The following is a 23,101-nucleotide window of genomic DNA, read 5'->3' on the forward strand; positions in this document are numbered from 1 at the left end:
GAGCCTCGGCCCGCCCTGTCGTCGGCCAAAGGTCTGTGCGTCTGCGACTTAAGTCGCAGTTGCACAGACCAAAGCGCAGTCGGCTAGCCCTTCAGCGACGCGATGTCGATCACGAACCGGTACCGCACATCGCTGCTCACGACCCGCTCGTAGGCCTCGTTGATCTGGTCAGCGGTGATCACCTCGATCTCCGCACCGAAGCCGTGCCCGGCGCAGAAGTCCAGCATCTCCTGCGTCTGCCGGATGCCGCCGATCTTCGAGCCCGCCATCGACTTACGGCCCATGATCAGCGAGAACTGGTGGAAGGAGCTCGGGAACTCCGGGCCGCCCACGTGCACCATCGTGCCGTCCCGCTTCAGCAGCGAGAGGTACGCGTCCAGCGGGATGTTCGCCGAGACCGTGTTGATGATGAGGTCGAAGGAGCCGGCCAGCTCGGCGAAAGTCGACTCGTCGCTCGTCGCGTAGAAGTGGTCGGCGCCCAGGCGCAGGCCGTCGTCCTTCTTGCGGAGGGACTGGGACAGGACGGTGACCTCCGCGCCCATGGCGTGGGCGATCTTCACGCCCATGTGGCCGAGGCCGCCGAGGCCCACGATGGCGACCTTCTTGCCGGGACCGGCGTTCCAGTGGTCCAGGGGCGAGTAGAGGGTGATGCCGGCGCACAGCAGCGGGGCGGCGACATCGAGGGAGAGGCCGTCGGGGATGCGCACCGCGTAGTTCTCGTCGACCACGATGTGCGTGCTGTAGCCGCCGTAGGTGGGGGAGCCGTCGTACTCCTTGCCGTTGTACGTCGCCACCTCGCCCTTGAGGCAGAACTGCTCCTCGCCCGCCAGGCAGTTCTCGCACTCGCGGCAGGAGTCGACGAAGCAGCCCACGCCGACCCGGTCGCCGACGGCGTACTTGGTGACGCCGGAGCCGACCTCGGTGACGACGCCCGCTATCTCATGGCCCGGCACCATCGGGAACAGGGCGGTGCCCCACTCCTCACGGGCCTGGTGGATGTCGGAGTGACAGATGCCGGCGTACGCGATCTCGATCAGGATGTCGTGCTCGCCGACCGGGCGGCGCTCGATGGTGGTGCGCTCCAGCGGGGCCTTGGGGGCCGGGGCCGCGTAGGCGGTGACGCTGGTGGTCATATCAGTGATCTCCCTGAGTGGGGTTCTCGGATGTGGGGTTCCGATATACGGAAGGGGTGGGGGGAGGGGACGGGGAAAGGGAAGGGGATGAAGGGGCCGCGGGGCGGTCGGGCGAGGGTGCGGTCCAGTTGGCGAGCAGCCGCAGAGCCTCCTCCGAGGGGGATCCGGGCTCGACCGTGTATATGCACAGCGCCTGGTCGGCATCGCCGGGGAAGGCCACGTTCTCGTAGGACAGCGTCATCTCCCCGACCAGCGGGTGGTGGTAGATCTTGACGCCGTGGGTCTTCTCCCGCACGTTGTGGTCGGCCCACCACGTACGGAACTCCGGGCTCTTGATCGTCAGCTCGCCGACCAGCTCGGTGAGGACCGGGTCATCGGCGTTGCGGCCCGCCTGGAGCCGCAGACCGGCCACCATCTCCGACGCGTAGTTCTCCCACTCGCCATAGAGCTCGCGGGCCGCCGGGTCGAGGAACATGAAGCGGATCATGTTCCGCTCGCGGTACGGCAGCGCGTCGAAGTCGACGATCAGCGCACGGGCCAGCCGGTTGGAGGCCAGCACATCGCTCCTGCGCCCGAGCACGAACGCGGGCGAGACCGCCGCGTCCAGCGTCTGGAGCAGGCGGTACACCCCGGGCCGCACCCGCTGGGGGCGGGGCGGCCGGCGGCGCTGGGCGCGGCGGGGCCGTGGCTTGGCCAGCTCGAAGAGGTACGCACGCTCGGTGTCGTTCAGGCGCAGGGCCCGGGCGACGGCGTCCAGCACCGCCTCCGAGACATTCAGATGGCGGCCCTGTTCCAGCCGCGTGTAGTAGTCCGTGCTCACCCCGGCCAGCTGCGCCAGCTCCTCGCGGCGCAGCCCCGGCACCCGGCGGGGGCCGGAGGTGGTCAGGCTCACGCCCGCGTCCTCAGGGCGCAGCCGAGCCCTGCGGGTGCGCAGGAATTCACTGAGCTCGGTGTTGCGGTCCATGTTTCAAGTATTCGCGGCCCGAGAGGCGTGCGGCCGTGCCAACGTAGGTCTGCTGGACCTAGGGGCGCCGGACCTAGGCAGGCCGGAACCAGTCGGCCGGCCCCCGGCCGGTCCGGGCCCCGCCGGGGCCCCGCGGGGGTACGGCGCGGCCTCGCGGGCGTACGGCGGGGGCGGCTCGTGCGGCGCGGGGTCCGCTCGTACGGCGCGGAGACGTCCGCTTGTGCGGTGGTGGCGCGCTCGCACGGGAGAGTGGTGCCCGCCGATGAGGGCTACGGCCCCCGGGCCGGTCTGATAGACCTTGACAGCGCGCTCCGTGTTGCACTGCGGCTCTTGTACGGCAGACTGCTTGTCGCCCCCCACCGCGACGCACCTCACAGGCGCGGCGCAGCACAGCACGGCCGAGCAGATACGGGACATCGGAGATCATGAGCGCCCCTACCTCAGGATCCGCGGACGGCACCTCCATTCCTGGCTTTTATCCGGATCCGTCCATCCCCAACTACATCCGTTACTGGAACGGCGCCGCCTGGGTGCCCGGCACCAGCCGGCCCGCGCCGGGTGTGGGCGAGGCCATGCCCGCCCCGCCGCCCGGGGTGACCTACACGCACGTCACCGCGCCCCTGCCGGACGAGACCGGCCCCATGTATCTGGACGAGGAGCCTCCGCCCGCCGGGGACAGCGGCCGGGCGGCGCTGCCCGAGCTGCGTCCGCGCGGCGAGATGGACGTACGAGGGGACGGGCGGCCGGAGGTGCGGCCCGACGCGCGGAGCGGGCAGGGGCCCGAGCCGGTGCCGCCGTTCCCGGGCGTGGGCGGCGCGACTCCGGCCGCCATGGACTGGAACGACCCGCAGCGGCTGCACGGCACCCGGCCGGAGCCCGCGTCGGCCTGGCAGGCGGACGCGTCCCGGCAGTCCGGCTTCGGCGGCGAACAGGACCGCCGCGTCTCCTGGGGCTCGGACCCGGCCGAGGCCGGGGCGGGACCCCGGGGCTCGGGGCCTGGCGGGCCCGCCAGGCCGGGGGTGCCCGATCCGCGCCGGGCCGTCAGCGGTCCGGGTGGTGACAGTGGCCCCGGCGGTGCCGGCGGTGCCGAACCGCCCGCGTCCGCGCAGGCCCTGCCGCCCGCCCGGCGGGCCCCGGAGCTGCCCCCGGCGGAGCCGCCGGGCCCGGAGGACACGCCCGGTGGTGGGCGTACGACCGGCGGGGACGGCACGATCTCCATCCGCGCGGTCCGGCCCGGCCAGGCCGGACCGGGTGCGGGCGGCGGCGCGCCCACGCGCGACGAGGGCACCATGACGATCCGTGCTCTCGGGCGCGGTGCCCCGAAGCAGGGCGGTGGTGCGGCGAACCCCGCGCAGCCCGGTGGGCAGCCCGGTGGGGCCGCTCCCGCCGCTCCCGCGCAGGGCCCGGGTGCGCTGCCCCCACAAGGTGGCGTCGTGCTCCCCGGTGGCGCTCCCGCGCAGGGCCCGGGCGGGGTCCCCGGCGGCGGCGTCCCCGTTCAGGGCGGCGCGCCCGCGGCCCGGCACCAGCCGCAGCCGCAGGCCCACCCTCAGCCCCAGCCCCAGCCCCAGCCGCAGCCGCAGGCCCACCCGCAGCCGCAGCCGCAGCCCCAGCCAGGGTGGCAGCAGCAGGTGCGGCAGCTCGCGCAGCAGCCCGCGCCTGGCGCCGCCCCGCCCCCCGGGGCGCAGGGCGGTGCGCCGGAGGGCGTCATTCCGTGGAAGCCCCCCGTCGACAACCCCTTCCAGCGGGCCGCCCAGGCCCAGGGGCGGCCCGCCGCCCTCGGCCGTCGCCTCCTGGCCCGGATCATCGACTCCGCCGTACTCCTCGGTGTCGTCGGCGCGGCCGCGTATCCGCTGTGGACCAAGGCGAGCGACCACTTCGACGAGAAGGTGGAGCGCGCCAAGCTGACCGGCGAGACCGTCACCGTCTACTGGCTGGACGGCACGACGGGCGTCTACCTCGGGGTGGTGCTCGGCCTGCTGCTCGTGGTCGGGCTGATCTACGAGGCGCTGCCGACCGCCAAGTGGGGTGCCACGCTGGGCAAGAAGCTGTGCGGGGTGCGGGTCCTGGACATCGAGGGGCACGACAGCCCCTCGTTCGGCGCCGCGCTGCGCCGCTGGCTGGTGTACGGGGTGCTCTGGCTGCTGGTGATCGGGGTCTTCAACGTGCTGTGGTGCCTGTTCGACCGCCCATGGCGGCAGTGCTGGCACGACAAGGCGGCGCGCACCTTCGTGGCGGGGCGCGGCTGAGCGGCCCCGCGTCGGTGTACGGGCCCGGGTCGGTTACCGAGGTCACGGGGCGCTGACTCGTACGGTCCATCCCGCTCGCCCGAACGGAGCGCGCCGGATGCGGCGGTCCCGGCTCCGGGGTCGACTCGGGCCATGAGCACCGACCAGCCGACGCCGGAGCCCGACGAGCCCCGGCCCAATGAGCCCCGGCCGAGCGAGCCGGGGCCAAGTCAGCCGGGGCCAAGTCAGCCGGGGCCAGGTCAGCAGGGGCCGGAGCAGGCACGGCCGGATCAGCCGGGCCCGAGCGAACAGGGTCTGGGCGAGCCGGGGCCGGGCGAGCCGGGTCCGAGCGAGCCGGGGCCGGGCCAGGCTGGGGCGGGCGAGCAGCCGGAGGGCGAGTCGTTCGCCAAGCAGCAGCCGCCGCCCTCGTACGGCTCGCCCTACGGCGACGCGTACGGCGGTGCTCACGGCAGCGCCGACCCGCTCGCGGGCATGCCCCCGCTCGCGAACCGCGGCCGTCGCCTCGTCGCCCGGATCATCGACGCGCTGATCGTGGGCATCCCGGTCGGGCTGGTCCTGGCCGTGCTGGTGGGCGATTACGACCCGGTGAACAACAACGACGAGGCGACCGTCATGACGATCGTCTACGCCCTCGTCTACTTCGTCTATGAGGGGCTGATGCTGACCAAGTACGGCCAGACGGTGGGCAAGAAGGTCATGAAGATCCGCGTCGCGATGCTGGAGAACGGGGAGATCCCGGCCGGCCAGCCGGGTTGGCTGCGCGCCGGTACGTACTCCCTGCCGGAGATCGTGCCGTGCTGCGGCTTCATCTTCTGGCTGATCAATGTGTTGTGGTGCACCTGGGACCGGCCGTACCACCAGTGTCTGCACGACAAGGTCGCCAAGACGGTCGTCGTCTCCGTGCCCTCCTGAGCCACCGTCCCCGCGATCCATCGCCCCGAGCTATCCGCCGTCCGTGGCCTGCTGGTGTAATCGGGGCATGAGCCCCGACCAGCTGTCGTATCCGCAGTACAACCGCCCCGTAGGAATGCCGCCGCCGGCGACCCCCGGCCAGCGCTTCGTCGCCCGGCTGGTCGACACCCTGATCCTCGGCGCCATCTGGACCGTGGCGCTCGCCGCGACCGGCGCGCTCAAGTACTCCATGGACAACCCCGGCGAGCAGGACATCGGCAAGGTGACCCTCGCGCTGGTGATCACCATGGCGGTCTACTTCGTATACGAAGGCGTGATGCTGGCCCGCAGCGGTCAGACGCTGGGCAAGAAGGCGCTGCGCATCCGGGTGGCGATGCTGGCGGACGGGGATGTCCCGGGCCGCCAGGGCTGGGTGCGGGCCGTGGTGTACGTGCTGCCGGGGATGTTGATCCCGCTGCTGGTGGGCACGCTGTTCTGGCTGCTCAACGTTCTGTGGTGCACCTGGGATCAGCCGCTGCGCCAGTGTCTGCACGACAAGGCGGCCAAAACCGTGGTGGTGGCGGCCTAGCAATACCGGCCGTCGCCGCGCGACGTCAGCCGTGCAGCGAGTGCTCGCTGACCCGCGGCTCCACGGGCTCGGCGTGGGCGTGTGCGGGGGTCCGCGGCGCGGGTACCGGCACCGTGCGGTTCGTCCGCGCTGTCGCCGCGCGGCCGGCGCGCGGGGTGCCGGGCATCGGCACCGTGAGGGCGACGAGGAGCCCCAGCGCCAGCCCGGCCACGGCGATCACCGTGACCCCGAGACCCGAACGCGACTGGGACAGCAGCAGCATGGCGAAAGTCGACAAGACGACGGTGGCCGAACCGTAGGCGAACTGGGCAGGAGTCGGACGCGGCATGGCTGGATCCGTCCTCGAGGCAACGACTATGCGGGGGGCATGAGTCATACGGGTGTGCACCGGCAAAATGACTCTACGGTGCTGAATGCCCGAGGAGGAACGCGAGTAAGCGTGACCTGACCCACGACGCCGTTGCATGGGGGGCGCACGGGCGCACGGGGCCCTACGACGTTTCAACTGGTGAGACGGCCAAGCCGGTTGGCGTCCGAAATGCGGTAGGGGTGGGCCGGGAAACGTACTTGTCTCGTCTGCCCAAGTCAAGGGCTGTCTTTTCTCCTGCCTCTCCGGTCAAATGTCCCGCACTGGTTTCACTGGGGAGGACTGGAGAAGAGTGAGCAGCCAACGGAGGGCCGTGAGATCGGCCGCCATCGCCACCGTCGTTGCCGCGCTCGGCGCGGCGGCCCTGTCGACCGGAGCGGCCCAGGCGAACGACGGTTCGTCTACGCGCGTGGAACGCCACGACCCCGCGCCCGCGAAGACCGACGTCGAGCACGACCTGGCCGGGCCTTACAGCAAGCAGCAGGAGGCGCAGCGGCAAGAGGCGCTGCAACAGGTGATATCCGGGGACGCGAAGGCGGACCGGCGCGGCGCGTCCCAGGTGGTGAAGCTCGGCAAGGGGAAGTACGTCGAGCTGGCCCGGGAGAAGACCGACAAGATCTTCACCATCCTGGTCGAGTTCGGCGACAAGGTCGACGACACCACCATGTACGACCCGGACGGCCCGGACGGCCCCGAGCCGCCGGTGAAGAAGTACGGCGGCGAGCCGGGCCCGGCGCACAACACGATCGCCGAGCCGGACCGTGCCAACGACAACAGCACGGCCTGGCAGAAGGACTACAACCGCGAGCACTTCCAGGACCTCTACTTCTCCGACGAAAAGGGGAAGGAGTCGCTGAAGAAGTACTACGAGAAGCAGTCCTCGGGCCGCTACTCGGTGGACGGCGAGGTCTCCGACTGGGTCAAGGTCGACTGGAACGAGGCCCGGTACGGCTCCAACTACTGCGGCGACACCAACTGCGCCAACGCCTGGGACCTGATCCGCGACGGCGTGAACCAGTGGGCCAAGGACCAGAAGGCCGCCGGCCGCAGCGACGACGAGATCAAGGCGGACCTGGCGAAGTACGACCAGTGGGACCGCTACGACTACGACAACGACGGCAACTTCAACGAGCCCGACGGCTACATCGACCACTTCCAGATCGTCCACGCCGGTGAGGACGAGTCGGCGGGCGGCGGCGCCCAGGGCACGGACGCGATCTGGGCCCACCGCTGGTACGCGTACGGCACCGACGCGGGGCGCACCGGCCCCGGGGAGAACAAGGCCGGCGGCGCGCAGATCGGCGACACCGGCATCTGGGTCGGCGACTACACCATGCAGCCGGAGAACGGCGGGCTGGGCGTCTTCGCCCATGAGTACGGTCACGACCTGGGCCTGCCGGACGAGTACGACACCACCGGCAGGGGCGAGTCGTCGGTCGCCTTCTGGTCGCTGATGTCCTCCGGCTCCTGGCTGGGCACCGGCGAGGACGCCATCGGCGATCTGCCGGGCGACATGAGCGCCTGGGACAAGCTCCAGCTCGGCTGGCTGGACTACGACACGGCCAAGGCCGCGACGAAGTCCCGGCACACCCTCGGGGTGGCCGAGTACAACACCAAGAACCCGCAGGCGCTGGTGGTCCAGCTGCCCGACAAGGCCGTCACCACCGAGGTCGTGCAGCCCGCCGAGGGCTCCAAGCAGTGGTGGAGCGGCATGGGCGACGACCTCAAGAACACCCTGACCCGGTCGGTCGACCTGACCGGCAAGTCCAAGGCGAGCCTGGACCTTCAGGGTTGGTGGGAGATCGAGGACAACTACGACTACCTCTACACCGAGGTGTCCACGGACGGCGGCGCCAACTGGACGCCGGTGGACGGCACGGCGGACGGCAAGTCCATCCCGCGCGACGCCGGCGACAAGCCCGCGCTGACCGGGACCTCGGGCGCGTACAAGAAGCTCTCCTTCCCGCTCGACGCCTACGCGGGCAAGAAGATCGATCTGCGCTTCCGCTACCAGACGGACGGCGGCGTGGCCGGGACGGGCTTCGCGGCCGACGCGATCACCCTGACGGCGGACGGCGCGCCGGTGCTCACCGACGGCGCCGAGGGCGACGACAACGGCTGGACCGCGAACGGCTTCTCGCGCATCGGGGCGTCCTTCTCCAAGGACTACCCGCAGTACTACATCGCGGAGAACCGCCAGTACGTGTCGTACGACAAGACGCTCAAGGTCGGCCCGTACAACTTCGGCTGGCTCAACAGCCGGCCCGACTGGGTCGAGCACTTCCCCTACCAGAACGGCCTGCTGATCTGGCAGTGGGACACCTCGCAGCCGGACAACAACGTCGGCGTGCACGCCGGTTCCGGCCGGATCCTGCCGGTCGACGCGCACGCCACCCCGCACACCTGGGCGGACGGCACGCTGATGCGCAACCGGATCCAGGCGTACGACTCGCCCTTCAGCCGGTACCCGACGGACGGCTTCACGCTCCACAAGAACGGCGTCGCGACGAAGGTTCCGGCAAAGCGGGGCACACCGGTCTTCGATGACCGTAAGGGTACGTACTGGTACGAGTCGAATCCGACGGGTGGGGTGCGCGTTGCTGACACCAACACCAAGATCAGCATCCTGAAGGAGCTCCCGGGCGCCTCCACGCTGACCGTCCAGGTCTCCCCGTCCACCAGATAGATCAATAGATCTGCCATCGTCGCAGGTCAGAGCGGCATCGGCCGTCGCCCCCTAGCGGGCGGCGGCCGTTCGCGTTTAGATGCCCCTAGACCTTTCTTGCTGACACGACGTCTCACGGGGGACATGGACACATGGCCGACGGAGGATTCACCAAGCTGCCGGGAGGCAGCGTGGTCGTGGCACTGACCCTGCCGCGACCGCTGGGCGAGGGCGGCGTACGGGTGCTCGTACACGCCGCGAACCGCCAGCGCGCCCTGACCAGGCTGCGCAATCTCGGACTGCGGGCGGTGTACCTGCGGGGGAACAGCGCGCCGCCGACACCGGACGAGGTGACGGCGGTGCTGCACCATCCGGACGGCCTGGTGTGGCGTACGGCGCCGTACGGGGTGGGGGAGCTGTGGCACCCCATCGCGGCGCTGCTGCGGCCGCCCGCGACGGCATAGCCCGGACGGGTCAGTCGGGGTCAGACCACCGGCTTGCCCGAGAGCTCCACGCCCGCCTCCCGGAGCTCCTCCAGGGCCCGCTCCGTGGTCGGCTGGGCGACCCCGGCGGTCAGATCCAGCAGGACGTGCGTCGTGAACCCCTCACGGCGCGCGTCCAGGGCCGTGGCCCGCACACAGTGGTCCGTGGCGATGCCGACCACGTCCACCTCGGTCACCCCGCGCTCGTGCAGCCACCGCGCCAGCGGCATGCCGTTCTCGTCGGCGCCCTCGAAGCCGCTGTACGCCGCCTCGTACGCGCCCTTGTCGAAGACCGCGTCGATGGCCCCGGAGGCCACGGCGGGCGCGAAGTTCGGGTGGAAGCCGCTGCCCTCGGTGCCCGCCACGCAGTGCGGCGGCCAGCTGCGCACGTAATCGGGATTGTCGGAGAAATGGTCCCCGGGGTCGATGTGGTGGTCCCGGGTGGCGACGACATGGCGGTAACCGGGCGTCGCCTCCCCGATGAGATCCGTAATGGCGGCGGCGACATCCGCGCCGCCCTGGACCGCGAGGCTGCCCCCCTCGCAGAAGTCGTTCTGGACGTCGACGACGATCAGTGCCCGGTGCATGGCGTGCGCCTTCCGGCTGGGATCAGATGAGGACCGGTAAGCGACTCGGCCCGAAGCGGTTTGGTGTGCTAGTGGTCTGCCGGCTGCTGTGGATGTAACCGAGGGTAGAGACTCGGCCTGGTTTGCGGGAGTGGGCGGGGGGCGGCCATCGGGCCGGTGGGATCGTGCTCCGGCACGATACGGCGGCCGGGCGCGAGGCCAGGCGCACGCGCCGCATCGGCCGGTGTGCACGCCGTCTCCGCGCGCCGCGTTGCGCCCTGCCGTGCGCCCTGCCCGGGCGCGGCATCAGGGCCCCGCGCAGGGCCGTCTCCGGCCGCGCCGCCCCGGTTCCCCGGCGGGGGTCCCCGGGGTCACCCCATCGCGTACTCCGTCGGGATGACCGGCTCGCCGCGCGACAGCTGGGTCGCCGACATCGGCAGCCCCGCCCGCGCCGCCACGTGCCGGTCCCGCGCCGCGTCCAGCGGCTCGCGGGCCACGACCTCGCCCTCGCGCACCAGCTCGGCCAGCAGCTGCCGGTCCGCGAGCCCCGGCGGGACCGGGCCGCTGCCGACCACCTCGGCCTCGGCCATGCCGTCCGCGTCCAGCCGCCGGGCGGCCCACTTGCGGCCGCCGACCGAGGTCTTGGAGCCCATGGACTTCTTCGCCACGGGGCGCAGCGGCGCCCCCGGGGCGTCGGATTCGGCCCGGGCGACCAGCTTGTAGACCATCGAGCAGGTCGGGTGCCCGCTGCCGGTGACCAGCTGGGTGCCGACCCCGTACGCGTCCACGGGCGCGGCCGCGAGCGAGGCGATGGCGTACTCGTCGAGGTCGCTGGTGACCACGATCTTGGTGTTCTTGGCGCCGAACTCGTCGAGCTGATGGCGCACCCGGTGGGCGAGGAGCAGCAGGTCCCCGGAGTCGATCCGGACCGCGCCCAGCTCGGTGCCCGCGACCTCGACGGCGGTGCGCACCGCCTCGGCGACGTCGAAGGTGTCGACCAGGAGGGTGGTGGCGCTGCCGAGGGAGGCGACCTGTGCGGTGAAGGCGTCCCGCTCGGAGTCGTGCAGCAGGGTGAAGGCGTGCGCGCTGGTGCCCACGGTCGGGATCTTGTAGCGGAACCCGGCGGCCAGATCGGAGGTGGAGGCGAAGCCTCCGACGTACGCGGCGCGGGCCGAGGCGACGGCGGACAGCTCGTGGGTGCGGCGCGCGCCCATCTCGATCAGCGGCCGGCCGCCCGCGGCCACGGACATCCGGGAGGCCGCGGCGGCGACCGCGGAGTCGTGGTTGAGGATGGAGAGGATCACCGTCTCCAGCAGGACGGCCTCGCCGAAGCTGCCCTCGACGCGCATGATCGGCGAGCCGGGGAAGTAGACCTCGCCCTCCGGGTAGCCCCAGATGTCGCCGCGGAAGCGGTAGCCGGCCAGCCATTCCAGCGTCGGTTCGTCCACGATCCGCTGGTCGGCGAGGAAGTCCAGGACGTCGCTGTCGAAGCGGAAGTTCTCCACGGCGTCCAGCACCCGGCCGGTGCCGCCGACCACGCCGTACCGCCGTCCCTCGGGGAGGCGGCGGGTGAAGACCTCGAAGACCGAGCGGCGGTCGGCGGTGCCGGCGCGCAGTGCGGCCTGGAGCATGGTCAGTTCGTACCGGTCGGTGAACAGCGCTGTCGATGGCACGTCCACCGGCAGCCCGAGGTGAGCGGTGTTCATGGAGGATGATGCTACCTCCGATACTCGTCAGAGTGACGATTTCTGGTGCCGGACGAGGTGCCGGTTCGGAGGGGGTGTTTATGCGACGGGCCATGCCGGGTGGCAGCATGGGGGGTGTGAGTGCGACACCGGTGGAGATCGAACGGCCCCAGTCCAGCGAGGCGCCTTCGGCGGTACCCGAACCTGACGTTCCGTGGGTCACGGTGGTGCACAACGATCCGGTCAACCTCATGAGCTATGTCACGTATGTCTTTCAGACGTACTTCGGCTATTCGAAGGACAAGGCGCACCGACTGATGCTGGACGTCCACCACAAGGGCCGCGCGATCGTCTCGAGCGGCACCCGCGAGGAGATGGAGCGCGACGTGCAGGCGATGCACGGGTACGGCCTGTGGGCGACTCTCCAGCAGGACCGCTGATGGCGGGGCACTTCGAGCCGCTGCCCGGCGGCGGGGCCACGGTGGCCCTGGACGAGGTGGAGATCTCCATCCTGCGCAGCCTGGCCGTTCAGCTGCTGGAGCTGATCGGGCCCGGCACGGAGCCGGTGGAGGGGCGCGACCCGCTGGACGCGCTGTTCGCCGACGGGCCCACCAAGCCGCCCGCGGACCCGGCGCTCGCCCGGCTGTTCCCGGACGCGTACGGCGGTCCCGGGCAGAAGCGGGGGGCCGACGAGGAGGCCGCGGCGCTGGACGCCTCGGCCGAGTTCCGCCGCTACACCGAGAACGACCTGCGGGCCCGTAAGCGCGAGGACGCCCTGGCGGTGGTGCGCGGCCTGGACGCCCTCGAGGGCTCCGGGGCGGGGGCGGAGGCCGAGGGGGGTGAGGCGGAGGCCGGCGTGCTGGAGCTCTCGCCCGAGCAGTCCCGGCAGTGGCTCGGCGCCCTGAACGACCTGCGGCTGGCCATCGGCACCCGGCTGGAGGTCACCGATGAGGACGACGGCGGTGAAATGCTCAAGCTTCCGGACTCCGATCCGCGTAAACCCATGGTGATGGCGTATTTCTGGCTCGGCGGCCTCCAGGAGACCCTCGTCGAAACGCTGATGCCCTGATCACTGCGTGTTCGTTTAGAGGATGCTCAAGTCCGGATAACGATCGCGTCACCAAGGCGGGGGCCTTTGCCGTCTGAGGTCCTATTTGCCCGCTTCTTCCTGTGGTGTACCGCACATCTACCCGTGTCGATCAGTGTTGCCGCCGTGATAAATCTTCACGATCGCCAGCCCCCCACAGGAAGAAAGGCGTACAAACCATGACCTCAGTGCGGGTCGATCGGCCTGGAGACGACGCTGTCGGCGATGGGGCCGCGGGTACCACTTCCGAAGAGGGTTACGAGCGGGGCCTGGGCAGCCGCCAGGTCCAGATGATCGCCATCGGCGGCGCCATCGGCGTCGGGCTCTTCATGAAGGCCGGGGCGAACATCGCCAAGGCCGGGCCCAGCATCATCCTCATGTACGCGCTCGCCGGCGTGGTCATCTTCTTCATCATGCGGGCGCTCGGCGAGCTGCTCCTCTACCGGCCGGTCACCGGATCCTTCTCGGAGTACGCCCGGGAGTTCCTCGGCCCGTTCTTCGGCTTTGTCACCGGCTGGACGTACTGGCTGATGTGGGTGGTCACCGGCATGGCCGAGCTCACCGCGGCCGCCATCTACATCCACTTCTGGTTCCCGTCGATCCCGCAGTGGGTCAGCGCGCTGGTCTTCCTGGTGGTGCTGTTCGGGGTCAACCTGATCTCGGTGAAGATCTTCGGCGAGGTCGAGTTCTGGTTCTCGATGGTCAAGGTCACCGCCATCATCGGCATGATCGTCATCGGTCTCGGCGTACTCACCCTCGGCTTCTCCGACGCCGGTGACACCGCCTCCGTCTCCAACCTCTGGTCGCACGGCGGCATCTTCCCGAACGGCATCGGCGACAGCCTCATGACCCTCCAGGGCGTCATGTTCGCCTACATCGCCGTCGAACTGGTCGGCGTCACCGCGGGCGAGTCCGAGAACCCCGAGAAGACCCTGCCCAAGGCGATCAACACCCTGCCCTGGCGCATCCTCATCTTCTATGTGGGTGCCCTGCTGGTCCTGCTCGCCGTGGTCAAGTGGACCGAGTTCTCGGCGGACGAGAGCCCCTTCGTCCACGCCTTCTCGGTGATCGGCATCCCCTTCGCCGCGGGCATCGTCAACTTCGTCGTGCTCACCGCGGCCCTGTCGTCCTGCAACTCCGGCATGTACTCGACCGGCCGGATGCTGCGCGACCTGGCCTCCAACGGCGAGGCCCCGAAGGCGTTCGGCAAGCTCAACGCCCGCAAGACCCCGGCCATCGGCATCACCCTGTCCGTCGCCCTCATGGGCGTCGGCGTGGTCCTGAACTACCTGGTCCCGGAGAAGGCCTTCGGGTACGTCACCTCGGTCGCCACCGCCGCGGGCATCTGGTCCTGGGCGATGATCCTGGTCAGCCACATCCGCTACCGCGGCGCGGTGCGCGCCGGACGGCTGAGGGCCTCGTCCTTCCCGGCCCCCGGCGGCGCGGTCTTCAGCTGGGTCGCGCTGATCTTCCTGCTCTTCGTCACCTGCCTCGTCGCCTACGACAAGGACGCCCGGATCTCGCTGTACGTCGGCGCCGTCTGGGCCGTGTGCCTGGCCGTCGGCTGGGCGGTCCTGAAGAACCGCGACCCGCGGGCGGCCGACGCCGCCCCGGAGCCGGAGCGCCTGGCGCAGTAGCGAACGGGCCTCGCGACGTAGCGGCGGGCCTCGTCTCGGCAGACGGGCTCCGGATCTCACGGTCCGGAGCCCGTCTTATTCTTTGGCCATGCTGACCATCACGCAGGCCCTCCATGACCAGATCGTCGCGCACGCCCGCGCCGACCACCCCGACGAGGCCTGCGGCGTGATCGCCGGTCCGGCCGGCAGCGGCCGCCCCGAGCGGTTCATCCCGATGCTCAACGCGGCCCGCTCGCCCACCTTCTACGAGTTCGACTCGACCGACCTGCTCAAGCTCTACCGCGAGATGGACGACCGGGACGAGGAACCCGTGGTCATCTATCACTCGCACACCGCCACCGAGGCCTACCCCTCCCGCACCGACATCTCGTACGCCAACGAGCCCGGCGCGCACTACGTCCTGGTCTCCACCGCCGAGTGCGGCAACGACGAGGGCCCGGTCCAGTTCCGGTCCTTCCGGATCGTGGACGGCGAGGTGACCGAGGAGGAGGTCAAGGTCGTCGAGGCCTACTGAGGCGGCCCCATATCTCGCATCGTGGTCGGTGGCCGCCCGCATCGCGGGACGGCTCTCGGGAAGCGGGAGGGGGAATCGATACGATGACCCCATGGTTGTCGATGATGTGAGCGAGAAGACGCCGGGCATGCTGCTCGTGGCGCGCCTCCACGTCGACCTGTGCCGGCTCGCCAGCGCGATGTGTCCGCGCCCGGCCGCCGCCTGACCGCCGCGGAGTCACGCCCCCGCCCGCGCGCCCGCCGCGCGCACCGACCCTCCCCCCGGACGCCGTCCGGGAGGGCCTGAATCCCGCCCTCCGACAGGAGCCCACACACATGGCCATCGAGGTCCGCATCCCGACCATCCTCCGCACCTACACCGACGGCCAGAAGGCGGTCGAGGGCAGCGGGAACACGATCGCCGAGCTCTTCGCCGACCTCGAGACCCGGCACACCGGCATCCAGGAGCGCCTGCTCCAGAACGGTGAGCTGCGCCGCTTCGTCAACGTCTACCTGAACGACGAGGATGTGCGCTTCCTCGACGGCATCACCACCAAGCTCTCCGACGGCGACAGCGTGACGATCCTCCCGGCGGTCGCGGGCGGCGGGGTCTGATGCGGTACGACAGCCCTCTGGCAGCGGTCGGCAATACGCCGCTCGTCAGGCTGCCGAGGCTCTCGCCCTCCGCCGACGTCCGCATCTGGGCGAAGCTGGAGGACCGCAACCCGACCGGCTCGATCAAGGACCGCCCCGCGCTCCACATGATCGAACAGGCCGAGAAGGACGGCCGGCTGGCACCGGGCTGCACCATCCTGGAACCGACCTCCGGCAACACCGGCATCTCGCTGGCCATGGCGGCCAAGCTCAAGGGCTACCGCATCGTGTGCGTCATGCCGGAGAACACCAGCGAGGAGCGGCGCCAGCTGCTCGCCATGTGGGGCGCGGAGATCATCTCCTCGCCCGCCGCCGGGGGTTCCAACACGGCCGTGCGGGTCGCCAAGGAGCTCAGCGCCGAGCACCCGGACTGGGTGATGCTCTACCAGTACGGCAACGCCGACAACGCGGGCGCCCACTACGCCACCACCGGCCCGGAGATCCTGGCCGACCTGCCGTCGGTCACCCACTTCGTCGCCGGGCTCGGCACCACCGGGACCCTGATGGGCGTCGGCCGCTATCTGCGCGAGCACATCCCCGGAATCCAGATCGTGGCCGCCGAGCCCCGCTATGACGACGTCGTCTACGGCCTGCGCAACCTCGACGAGGGCTTCGTACCCGAGCTCTACGACGAGTCCGTGCTGACCACCCGCTTCTCGGTCGGCTCCGAGGACGCGGTGGCGCGCACCCGGCAACTCCTCGCCGAGGAGGGCATCTTCGCGGGCGTCTCGACGGGGGCCGCGCTGCACGCCGCGCTCGGCGTCGCCCGCAAGGCGGTGCAGGCGGGCGAGAGCGCCGATGTGGTCTTCGTCGTCGCCGACGGCGGCTGGAAGTATCTGTCGACGGGCGTCTACACCGCCGCCACGACCGAGGAGGCCATCGAGACGCTGCACGGCCAGCTCTGGGCGTAGCCCGCGGCCGCAATCGGGGGGCTGGGGCTGTGGGGGCGGGTGGATCGGACCGGGACCGCCGGGAAGCCAGTTCCCGGCCGTCCTGGTGATTCCGCCCACAACGTGGGCCTGTGGAGGAGCGACCAGGGCTTTAGCGCCTTACGCTCGTGGGCACCGCATGACCCCTGCACCCGCCCATGACCTTCGGCATGGGGACCCCCCGAGGAGGTTCCTGCTTCATGAAGCTCACCGTCGTCGGATGCTCAGGGTCGTTCCCGTCCGCGGAATCGGCCTGCTCGAGCTACCTCGTAGAGGCCGACGGCTACCGGCTGCTGCTCGACATGGGCAATGGCGCCCTCGGCGAGCTCCAGCGCCACTGCGGTCTCTACGACCTCGACTCCGTATTCCTCTCCCATCTGCACCCCGATCACTGCATCGACATGTGCGCGTACTTCGTCGCCCGCTACTACCGGCACGACGGCGGACGCGCCGAGGCGATCCCGGTCTACGGACCCGAGGGCACCGAGCGCCGGCTCGTCCGGGCCTACGAGGACGTGCCCGACGAGAAGTCCATGCAGGAGGTCTTCGACTTCCGCACGCTGACCCCGGGCACCTTCACCCTCGGCCCCTTCACCATCCGCACCGCCCGGGTCTGCCACCCCGTGGAGGCGTTCGGCTTCCGCATCGAGCACGGCGGACGGTCACTGGTCTACTCCGGCGACACCGGCCCCTGCGAGGCGCTGGTGGAGCTCGCCCGGGGCGCCGACCTGTTCCTGTGCGAGGCCGCGTTCACCCACGGCAAGGAAGACATCCCCGAGCTGCATCTCAACGGGCGGCAGGCGGGGGAGCACGCGCGGCGCGCCGGGGTCGGCACCCTGGTGCTGACGCACATCCCGCCGTGGACGGACCCCCAGATCAACCAGCGGGACGCGCAGGCGGTCTTCGGCGGACCGGTCGAGCTGGCGAAGGCCGGCGCGGTCTACGAGCTTTGAGGCGGCGGCCACCCCGGGCGGCGGCCCCGTACGCGCATGAGGCCCCCGGAACCGCGGTCGGTTCCGGGGGCCTCGGCCACGTACGGGGCGCGGGCTACGCCTTGGTGAGGTCCTCGACCTCCTCCTCGGGCTCCCGGCCCGGGGTGGGGAGGTCGAACTTGACGATCGCGAAGCGGAAGATCACGTAGTAGACCGCCGCGAAGGCCAGCCCGATCGGGATGATCAGCCATGGCTTGGTGGCCTGGGTCCAGTTGAGCGCGTAGTCGATGAAGCCCGCGGAGAAGTTGAAGCCCGCGTGCACGCCCAGGGCCCAGGTGATCGCCATGGACGCGGCGGTCAGCAGCGCGTGGATCACGTACAGCAGCGGCGCGATGAACATGAACGAGAACTCGATCGGCTCGGTCACCCCGGTGACGAACGAGGTCAGCGCCAGCGAGACCATCATGCCCAGCACGGCCTTGCGGCGCTCGGGGCGCGCGGTGTGGGCCATGGCCAGGGCGGCGGCCGGCAGACCGAACATCATGATCGGGAAGAAGCCGGACATGAACATTCCGGCGGTCGGGTCGCCCGCCAGGAAGCGGTTGTAGTCGCCGTGCACGACCTGGCCGGCCGCGTTGGTGAAGTCGCCGAGCTGGAACCAGGCCACGGTGTTCACGAACTGGTGCATGCCAATGGGGATCAGCGCGCGGTTGACCGCGCCGAACAGCGCCGAGCCCGCGGACCCCAGGCCCGTCATCCACTCGCCGAAGTTGCCGATGCCCTCGCCGATCGGCTCCCAGACCAGGCCGAAGAAGACCCCCACCGCGATCCCCACGAAAGCCATGATGATCGGCACCAGGCGACGGCCGTTGAAGAAGCCGAGCCAGTCCACCAGCCGGGTGCGGTGGAAGCGCTGCCACAGCACCGCGGTCAGCAGCCCCATCACGATGCCGCCGAGCACGCCGGGGTCGTTGAACTTGGCCGGGATGTCCTGGCCCTTCTGGATGACCGCGTCGGCGACCGGGAACGCCTCCAGGACCTTGCTGTAGACCAGGAAGCCGACCACGGCGGCCAGCGCGGTGGAGCCGTCCGACTTCCTGGCGAACCCGATGGCCACGCCCACGCAGAACAGCAGCGGCAGTGCGCCGGTGAGCGCGCCGCCCGCGTTGTTGAACACGGCGGCGACCTTGTTCCAGCCGAGGCCGTCAGCGCCGAAGACATCGGGCTGGCCGAGCCGCACCATGATGCCGGCGGCGGGCAGGACCGCGATGGGCAGCTGGAGGCTGCGGCCGACCTTCTGAAGTCCCTGGAACAGACCGGCGCCCCGCTTTTTCGCGGGCGCGGCCGTAGCGGTGGCCGAACTCATCGGATTCCTCCTGGTGAGGCGGGCCCCAGCTACCGCTGGGAGGTCTCCCCGAACGGCCCGCATATGGTCTACACCACAGTGGTGTAGACCTGTTCTAGCACGCAAGGGCGGGATAACGGAATCTATCGTTCCGGTGTGGTCTGAACCACTGGAGGGTGATGCGGTGAGGCCGGAAGTGATCGCGATAATGGTGTAGACCACTGCGCCGTCTCGGGGTGCTTTTCCGGACATGGCCGAGCGAACCGGGACTAAACATGGTTAACGTATGACAACCCGCTCGTCGGTATCGCCCCAGGGCCGAGACAAGCCAAGATCAAGCCGAGACAACAGGAGTGGACATGGCCAGCAAGGCTGAGAAGATCGTCGCCGGGCTCGGCGGTATCGACAACATCATCGAGGTCGAGGGCTGCATCACCCGCCTCCGCACCGAGGTCAAGGACGCCGACCTCGTCGACGAAGCCCTGCTCAAGGCCGCCGGCGCGCACGGCGTGGTGAAGATGGGCACCGCCATCCAGGTCGTCATCGGCACCGACGCGGACCCCGTCGCCGCCGACATCGAAGACCTCATGTGAGTGGCTCGATCGCCCTGAACCCGGCAGAACCGAGCCGAACCGCCCCCGGCGTTGCCGATAGGCTCGCCCCATGTCTCGTATCGACGGCCGCACGCCCGACCAGCTCCGCCCGGTGACCATCGAGCGCGGATGGAGCAAGCACGCCGAGGGCTCCGTCCTCGTCTCCTTCGGCGGCACCCGCGTGCTGTGCACGGCCAGCTTCACCGAGGGCGTGCCGCGCTGGCGCAAGGGCGGCGGCGAGGGCTGGGTCACCGCCGAGTACGCCATGCTGCCGCGCGCCACCAACACCCGCGGCGACCGCGAGTCCGTCCGCGGCAAGATCGGCGGCCGTACGCACGAGATCTCCCGCCTCATCGGCCGCTCGCTGCGCGCCGTCATCGACTTCAAGGCCCTCGGCGAGAACACCGTCGTCCTGGACTGCGACGTCCTCCAGGCCGACGGCGGCACCCGCACCGCGGCCATCACCGGCGCGTATGTGGCCCTCGCCGACGCCATCGCCTGGGGCCAGGGCAAGAAGCTCATCAAGGCCGGCCGCCAGCCGCTGACCGGCACCGTTTCGGCCGTCAGCGTCGGCATCGTCGGCGCCATCCCGCTGCTCGACCTGTGCTACGAGGAGGACGTGCGCGCCGAGACCGACATGAACGTCGTCTGCACGGGCGACGGGCGCTTCGTCGAGGTCCAGGGCACCGCCGAGGGCGAGCCCTTCGCGCGCGAGGAGCTGAACGCGCTGCTGGACCTGGCCGTCGCGGGCTGCGGCGAACTGGCCGGGATCCAGCGCGCGGCGCTCGCCGGCGAGCTGTGAATCCCGCCATTCCGGTGCCGGCAGAACATCAAAAAGCAACCTGCTGACGGCCGGTGGCGTGTAGTCAGGTACGGATACTCGAATACGCGGATGCGGGCGTACGCGACGGCGTGCGCCCGCACCGCCACCAGGGGAGGGGACCCGTCCATGACGCCGCGCCACCACCACCTCGGCCGCTTCGACCGCTACCGCCGTACGACCGCGTTCACCGCTCTCGCCGCCGTCGCCCTCGCCGTGCCGATCACCGTCGGGTGCAGCGCGGTCGACAGGGCCATCGACTGCGCGCAGCTCGCCGTCGACATAACGACCGGCGTGGACAACCTCCAGGACGTGGTGACCGACCCGCAGAACGCCGACAACGTCCTCGACGCCCTCAAGAAGGACATCGACGAGGCCAAGGACAAGACCGGCGACGCGGATGTCGGCAAGGCCGTCGACCACCTCCAGAAGGCCGTGGACAACGTCCAGACCGCCATCGACAAGGGCGAGGACCCCGACCTCAGCCCCGTCAAGGACGCGGCCGACGAGCTGACCAAGGTCTGTACCCCCTGACGGCGCCGTCAGCCGCGACAGCGTCGATAATCGACAGCCATGAAGCGCCTGATCCTCGCCACCCGCAACACGTACAAGATCATCGAGCTGCGCGCCATCCTGGACGACGCCGCACTCGACGTCGAACTCGTGGGCGCCGACGCCTATCCGGAGGTCCCCGACGTCAAGGAGACGGGGGTGACCTTCGCCGAGAACGCCCTCCTCAAGGCCCACGCCCTGGCCCGGGCCACCGGCCACCCCGCCGTCGCCGACGACTCCGGGCTGTGCGTGGACGTCCTCGGCGGCGCCCCCGGCATCTTCTCGGCCCGCTGGTCGGGCCGCCACGGCGACGACCGGGCCAACCTCGACCTGCTGCTCGCCCAGCTCGGCGACGTCCCCGACGAACACCGCGCCGCCCACTTCGAATGCGCCGCCGCCCTCGCCCTCCCCGACGGCACCGAACGCGTCGTCACCGGCCGCCTCCCCGGCACCCTCCGCCGCGAACCCACCGGCGGCGGAGGCTTCGGCTACGACCCGATCCTCCAGCCCGACGGCGAAACCCGCACCTGCGCCGAGCTGACCCCCGAGGAGAAGAACGCGATCAGCCACCGGGGCAAGGCGTTCCGGGCGCTCGCGCCGCTGGTGCGGGATCTGATGGGGTGAGCGACGTCGAAGGGGTGGCTCGCCGGTTCAGCGAGCCACCCCTTCGGCGGTGCGGCCGGTGGGACTCGAACCCACACGGGATTTCTCCCACGGCGGCCTAAGCGCCGCGCGGCTGCCTGATTACGCCACGGCCGCCAGTCGCAGACCATGCTACCGGCCTGGTGACTGTGACGGTATCGGGGTGAGCGCTAGGTGGTGGTGCTCTTCTTCCCACGCCGACACCAGGTGTCGGTAAGGGCATGGCAGTTTGGGCAGAGGTAGCGCAAATTCTCCGCCCGATTGTCGAGCCAGTCGCCGTTGACGTGGTCGATCTGCAGAGTCATCGGCCTGCCCAGCCACTCGCCGGTGTTGCCGCAGGACATGCAGGAGTACGGTACGCCGACCTCTTGGAGTGCCTGATGCAGACGGCGGCGGTTCATGCGCGGCGTCCCTTCCGGGAACAGCCGTAGCACGTCATCGGCTACGGATTTCGGCTTTCCGGCCGGGACTGTGCTCCAGGTCCTCCGCGTGAAGTGGGAAGTGTCGAGCCCTAATTGAACCGCTTGCTGCCGCACCCGTCGGTGATTTGTGTAGTCCGCAGGAAGCCCGAGCAGCCGCATCACCTCGGCGAAACTTCTTGCCCTGAGAACTGCCTCCCGAAGGGACTCTTCCGGGATCGCGAGGCGCGAGTTACGGAAGTGGCTCGTGTCGATGCCTGACTCCTTGAGCATGCGCCCCAACGCCGCCCGTGATCGGCCGTCGTCCGGTACGCCGAGTGCGCGGGCCACACCGCGGATGCTCCGGGCCGACGAGGCGACCGTGCCAAGCTCTTCGGCGGTGAACGGCAAATCCGCCTGTCGGCGGTTAAGGCCAGGGAAGTGGGCGATGTCGATTCCCGCAGCCGCGATACGGCGCCTGATGTGCGACAGCGTGCCAGTCGCTGGAGGAGCGCCGAGCTTGACCGCGACCTCGCGAAGGGTGGTCGACGACGCGACCGCGTCGGCTATTACCTCGTCGGGGAACTTGCGTCGTGGGCTCTGTTGTTGGAAATGACTGGTATCGAGCCCGTACTCGGCCGCCCTGCGCTGAAGGGCACGTCGTCGGCCGCCGCTCACCTTGACGCCGAGGCGGCGCATCAGCTCCGCCCACCCCCTGGACTCGGCGACCGCGGCCGTTAACCGCTCCCGTTCGTAGGGGTCAGGCATCGCCTGTTCGATCCGCATGGCTACCCTCCCTGTACGGCCATACGTAGTGCCATCGCACTGAGTAACGAATGGGCCGCCCAGGAGTTACCCGCGCCGCGTGGGGCTACGAGATGGAGCGGATCGACGGCGCCACGGGGTGGTGACCCCGCGGCGCCGGGACGGGGGCGGGTCAGAGGCCCAGGTCCTTGATGATCTTGGCGACGTGGCCCGTGGCGCGGACGTTGTACAGGGCCCGCTCGACCTTGCCCTGCTCGTCGACGACGACCGTGGAGCGGATCACGCCGGTGACGGTCTTGCCGTACATCTTCTTCTCGCCGAAGGCGCCGTACGCCTGGAGGATCTCCTTGTCGGGGTCGCCGACGAGGGTGACCTTGAGGTTCTCCTTGTCGCGGAACTTCGCCAGCTTCTCGGGCTTGTCCGGGGAGACGCCGACGACGTCGTAGCCGTGCTGGGCGAGGAGGTCGAGGTTGTCGGTGAAGTCGCAGGCCTGCTTGGTGCAGCCGGGGGTGAGGGCGGCCGGGTAGAAGTAGACGATGACCTTGCGGCCGGCGTAGTCGGCGAGCGAGACAGGGTTGCCGTCCGCGTCGGGCAGGGTGAAGGCGGGGGCGGTGTCGCCGGGCTGAAGGCGCTCGCTCATGGTGGGGTCTCCTCGTGGCACGTGCGC

At 70.3% G+C, this 23,101-nt stretch carries 24 protein-coding genes, 1 tRNA gene and 1 pseudogene; 17 read left to right on the forward strand and 9 right to left on the reverse strand.

What is annotated here, in order from left to right:
• Nucleotides 1-83: 83 nt before the first annotated feature.
• Nucleotides 84-1,133 (reverse strand): NAD(P)-dependent alcohol dehydrogenase, encoded by a 1,050-nt coding sequence (locus ACH4S9_RS00675; protein ID WP_398368945.1) that lies wholly within the window; start codon nucleotides 1,131-1,133, stop codon nucleotides 84-86.
• Between the two features lies 1 nt (nucleotide 1,134).
• A complete protein-coding gene (locus ACH4S9_RS00680; protein ID WP_385340330.1) occupies nucleotides 1,135-2,097 on the reverse strand; it encodes a helix-turn-helix transcriptional regulator in 963 nt (320 codons plus the stop codon).
• Between the two features lie 425 nt (nucleotides 2,098-2,522).
• Between ACH4S9_RS00680 and ACH4S9_RS00685 the strand changes: the two genes are divergently transcribed.
• The 3 genes from ACH4S9_RS00685 (at nucleotide 2,523) to ACH4S9_RS00695 (ending at nucleotide 5,823) form a co-directional block, all read left to right on the forward strand.
• Complete coding sequence (locus ACH4S9_RS00685) at nucleotides 2,523-4,343, forward strand: RDD family protein (protein WP_398368947.1); 1,821 nt, start codon at nucleotides 2,523-2,525, stop codon at nucleotides 4,341-4,343.
• Between the two features lie 132 nt (nucleotides 4,344-4,475).
• Nucleotides 4,476-5,255, forward strand: coding sequence for an RDD family protein (locus ACH4S9_RS00690; protein ID WP_398368949.1), 780 nt, complete (start codon nucleotides 4,476-4,478; stop codon nucleotides 5,253-5,255).
• A gap of 67 nt (nucleotides 5,256-5,322) precedes the next feature.
• Nucleotides 5,323-5,823: an RDD family protein gene (locus tag ACH4S9_RS00695; protein WP_311727325.1), complete on the forward strand. Its 501-nt coding sequence runs from the start codon at nucleotides 5,323-5,325 to the stop codon at nucleotides 5,821-5,823.
• Between the two features lie 25 nt (nucleotides 5,824-5,848).
• On the opposite strand, the gene ACH4S9_RS00700 is transcribed toward ACH4S9_RS00695, so the two are convergent.
• Nucleotides 5,849-6,151, reverse strand: coding sequence for a hypothetical protein (locus ACH4S9_RS00700; protein WP_311727323.1), 303 nt, complete (start codon nucleotides 6,149-6,151; stop codon nucleotides 5,849-5,851).
• A gap of 331 nt (nucleotides 6,152-6,482) precedes the next feature.
• On the opposite strand from ACH4S9_RS00700, the gene ACH4S9_RS00705 reads away from it, so the two are divergent.
• Entirely contained in the window at nucleotides 6,483-8,876 is a 2,394-nt protein-coding gene (locus ACH4S9_RS00705) for an immune inhibitor A domain-containing protein (protein WP_385340337.1), read from the forward strand.
• A 131-nt stretch (nucleotides 8,877-9,007) separates the two neighbouring features.
• On the forward strand, nucleotides 9,008-9,319 hold the full coding sequence (locus ACH4S9_RS00710) for a hypothetical protein (RefSeq protein WP_089512381.1): 312 nt from the start codon (nucleotides 9,008-9,010) through the stop codon (nucleotides 9,317-9,319).
• Between the two features lie 20 nt (nucleotides 9,320-9,339).
• Here ACH4S9_RS00710 and ACH4S9_RS00715 read toward each other — a convergent pair whose 3' ends face one another.
• Complete coding sequence (locus ACH4S9_RS00715) at nucleotides 9,340-9,924, reverse strand: nicotinamidase (RefSeq protein ID WP_311727321.1); 585 nt, start codon at nucleotides 9,922-9,924, stop codon at nucleotides 9,340-9,342.
• Nucleotides 9,925-10,274: 350 nt separating this feature from the next.
• The gene (locus ACH4S9_RS00720; RefSeq protein ID WP_398368952.1) at nucleotides 10,275-11,609 is read right to left on the reverse strand and encodes a nicotinate phosphoribosyltransferase; all 1,335 of its coding nucleotides are present in this window, start codon (nucleotides 11,607-11,609) and stop codon (nucleotides 10,275-10,277) included.
• Between the two features lie 107 nt (nucleotides 11,610-11,716).
• On the opposite strand from ACH4S9_RS00720, the gene clpS reads away from it, so the two are divergent.
• From clpS to ACH4S9_RS00760, 8 genes are all read left to right on the forward strand, one after another.
• The gene (gene clpS, locus ACH4S9_RS00725) at nucleotides 11,717-12,028 is read left to right on the forward strand and encodes an ATP-dependent Clp protease adapter ClpS (protein ID WP_311727319.1); all 312 of its coding nucleotides are present in this window, start codon (nucleotides 11,717-11,719) and stop codon (nucleotides 12,026-12,028) included.
• A complete protein-coding gene (locus ACH4S9_RS00730; protein WP_398368954.1) occupies nucleotides 12,028-12,657 on the forward strand; it encodes a DUF2017 domain-containing protein in 630 nt (209 codons plus the stop codon). Before clpS ends, ACH4S9_RS00730 begins: the two co-directional genes overlap by 1 nt.
• Nucleotides 12,658-12,854: 197 nt before the next feature.
• Nucleotides 12,855-14,312 carry an amino acid permease gene (locus ACH4S9_RS00735; protein WP_311727317.1) on the forward strand — a complete coding sequence of 486 codons (1,458 nt, stop codon included), beginning with the start codon at nucleotides 12,855-12,857 and terminating at the stop codon, nucleotides 14,310-14,312.
• An 88-nt stretch (nucleotides 14,313-14,400) separates the two neighbouring features.
• On the forward strand, nucleotides 14,401-14,826 hold the full coding sequence (locus tag ACH4S9_RS00740) for a Mov34/MPN/PAD-1 family protein (RefSeq protein WP_398368957.1): 426 nt from the start codon (nucleotides 14,401-14,403) through the stop codon (nucleotides 14,824-14,826).
• A 91-nt stretch (nucleotides 14,827-14,917) separates the two neighbouring features.
• Nucleotides 14,918-15,031, forward strand: a complete 114-nt coding sequence (locus tag ACH4S9_RS00745) for a putative leader peptide (protein WP_311727314.1) — start codon at nucleotides 14,918-14,920, stop codon at nucleotides 15,029-15,031.
• Between the two features lie 109 nt (nucleotides 15,032-15,140).
• On the forward strand, nucleotides 15,141-15,419 hold the full coding sequence (locus ACH4S9_RS00750) for a MoaD/ThiS family protein (RefSeq protein WP_311727313.1): 279 nt from the start codon (nucleotides 15,141-15,143) through the stop codon (nucleotides 15,417-15,419).
• Nucleotides 15,419-16,369, forward strand: coding sequence for a cysteine synthase (locus ACH4S9_RS00755; RefSeq protein WP_311727312.1), 951 nt, complete (start codon nucleotides 15,419-15,421; stop codon nucleotides 16,367-16,369). Before ACH4S9_RS00750 ends, ACH4S9_RS00755 begins: the two co-directional genes overlap by 1 nt.
• 218 nt (nucleotides 16,370-16,587) lie before the next feature.
• Nucleotides 16,588-17,340 (forward strand): MBL fold metallo-hydrolase, encoded by a 753-nt coding sequence (locus ACH4S9_RS00760; RefSeq protein WP_311727311.1) that lies wholly within the window; start codon nucleotides 16,588-16,590, stop codon nucleotides 17,338-17,340.
• A 94-nt stretch (nucleotides 17,341-17,434) separates the two neighbouring features.
• Here the strand turns inward: ACH4S9_RS00760 and ACH4S9_RS00765 are convergent, their stop codons facing one another.
• Nucleotides 17,435-18,685, reverse strand: a complete 1,251-nt coding sequence (locus ACH4S9_RS00765; RefSeq protein WP_398368960.1) for a PTS transporter subunit EIIC — start codon at nucleotides 18,683-18,685, stop codon at nucleotides 17,435-17,437.
• A gap of 314 nt (nucleotides 18,686-18,999) precedes the next feature.
• Between ACH4S9_RS00765 and ACH4S9_RS00770 the strand changes: the two are divergent.
• From ACH4S9_RS00770 to rdgB, 4 genes and pseudogenes are all read left to right on the forward strand, one after another.
• Nucleotides 19,000-19,257: pseudogene (locus ACH4S9_RS00770) on the forward strand (glucose PTS transporter subunit EIIB); the annotation flags it as partial.
• A 70-nt stretch (nucleotides 19,258-19,327) separates the two neighbouring features.
• Complete coding sequence (gene rph / locus ACH4S9_RS00775) at nucleotides 19,328-20,059, forward strand: ribonuclease PH (RefSeq protein WP_311727308.1); 732 nt, start codon at nucleotides 19,328-19,330, stop codon at nucleotides 20,057-20,059.
• Nucleotides 20,060-20,149: 90 nt separating this feature from the next.
• The gene (locus tag ACH4S9_RS00780; RefSeq protein ID WP_398368963.1) at nucleotides 20,150-20,611 is read left to right on the forward strand and encodes a hypothetical protein; all 462 of its coding nucleotides are present in this window, start codon (nucleotides 20,150-20,152) and stop codon (nucleotides 20,609-20,611) included.
• Between the two features lie 39 nt (nucleotides 20,612-20,650).
• Nucleotides 20,651-21,253 (forward strand): RdgB/HAM1 family non-canonical purine NTP pyrophosphatase, encoded by a 603-nt coding sequence (gene rdgB, locus ACH4S9_RS00785; protein WP_398368965.1) that lies wholly within the window; start codon nucleotides 20,651-20,653, stop codon nucleotides 21,251-21,253.
• A 50-nt stretch (nucleotides 21,254-21,303) separates the two neighbouring features.
• Here rdgB and ACH4S9_RS00790 read toward each other — a convergent pair.
• From ACH4S9_RS00790 to bcp, 3 genes are all read right to left on the reverse strand, one after another.
• Nucleotides 21,304-21,388: transfer RNA gene (locus tag ACH4S9_RS00790), tRNA-Leu, on the reverse strand.
• Between the two features lie 53 nt (nucleotides 21,389-21,441).
• On the reverse strand, nucleotides 21,442-22,455 hold the full coding sequence (locus ACH4S9_RS00795) for an HNH endonuclease signature motif containing protein (protein ID WP_398368967.1): 1,014 nt from the start codon (nucleotides 22,453-22,455) through the stop codon (nucleotides 21,442-21,444).
• Between the two features lie 151 nt (nucleotides 22,456-22,606).
• Complete coding sequence (bcp, locus tag ACH4S9_RS00800; protein WP_311727303.1) at nucleotides 22,607-23,074, reverse strand: thioredoxin-dependent thiol peroxidase; 468 nt, start codon at nucleotides 23,072-23,074, stop codon at nucleotides 22,607-22,609.
• Nucleotides 23,075-23,101 lie beyond the last annotated feature (27 nt).

It is taken from the genome of Streptomyces sp. NPDC021225 (genome assembly GCF_044332865.1).
Classification (GTDB): domain Bacteria; phylum Actinomycetota; class Actinomycetes; order Streptomycetales; family Streptomycetaceae; genus Streptomyces.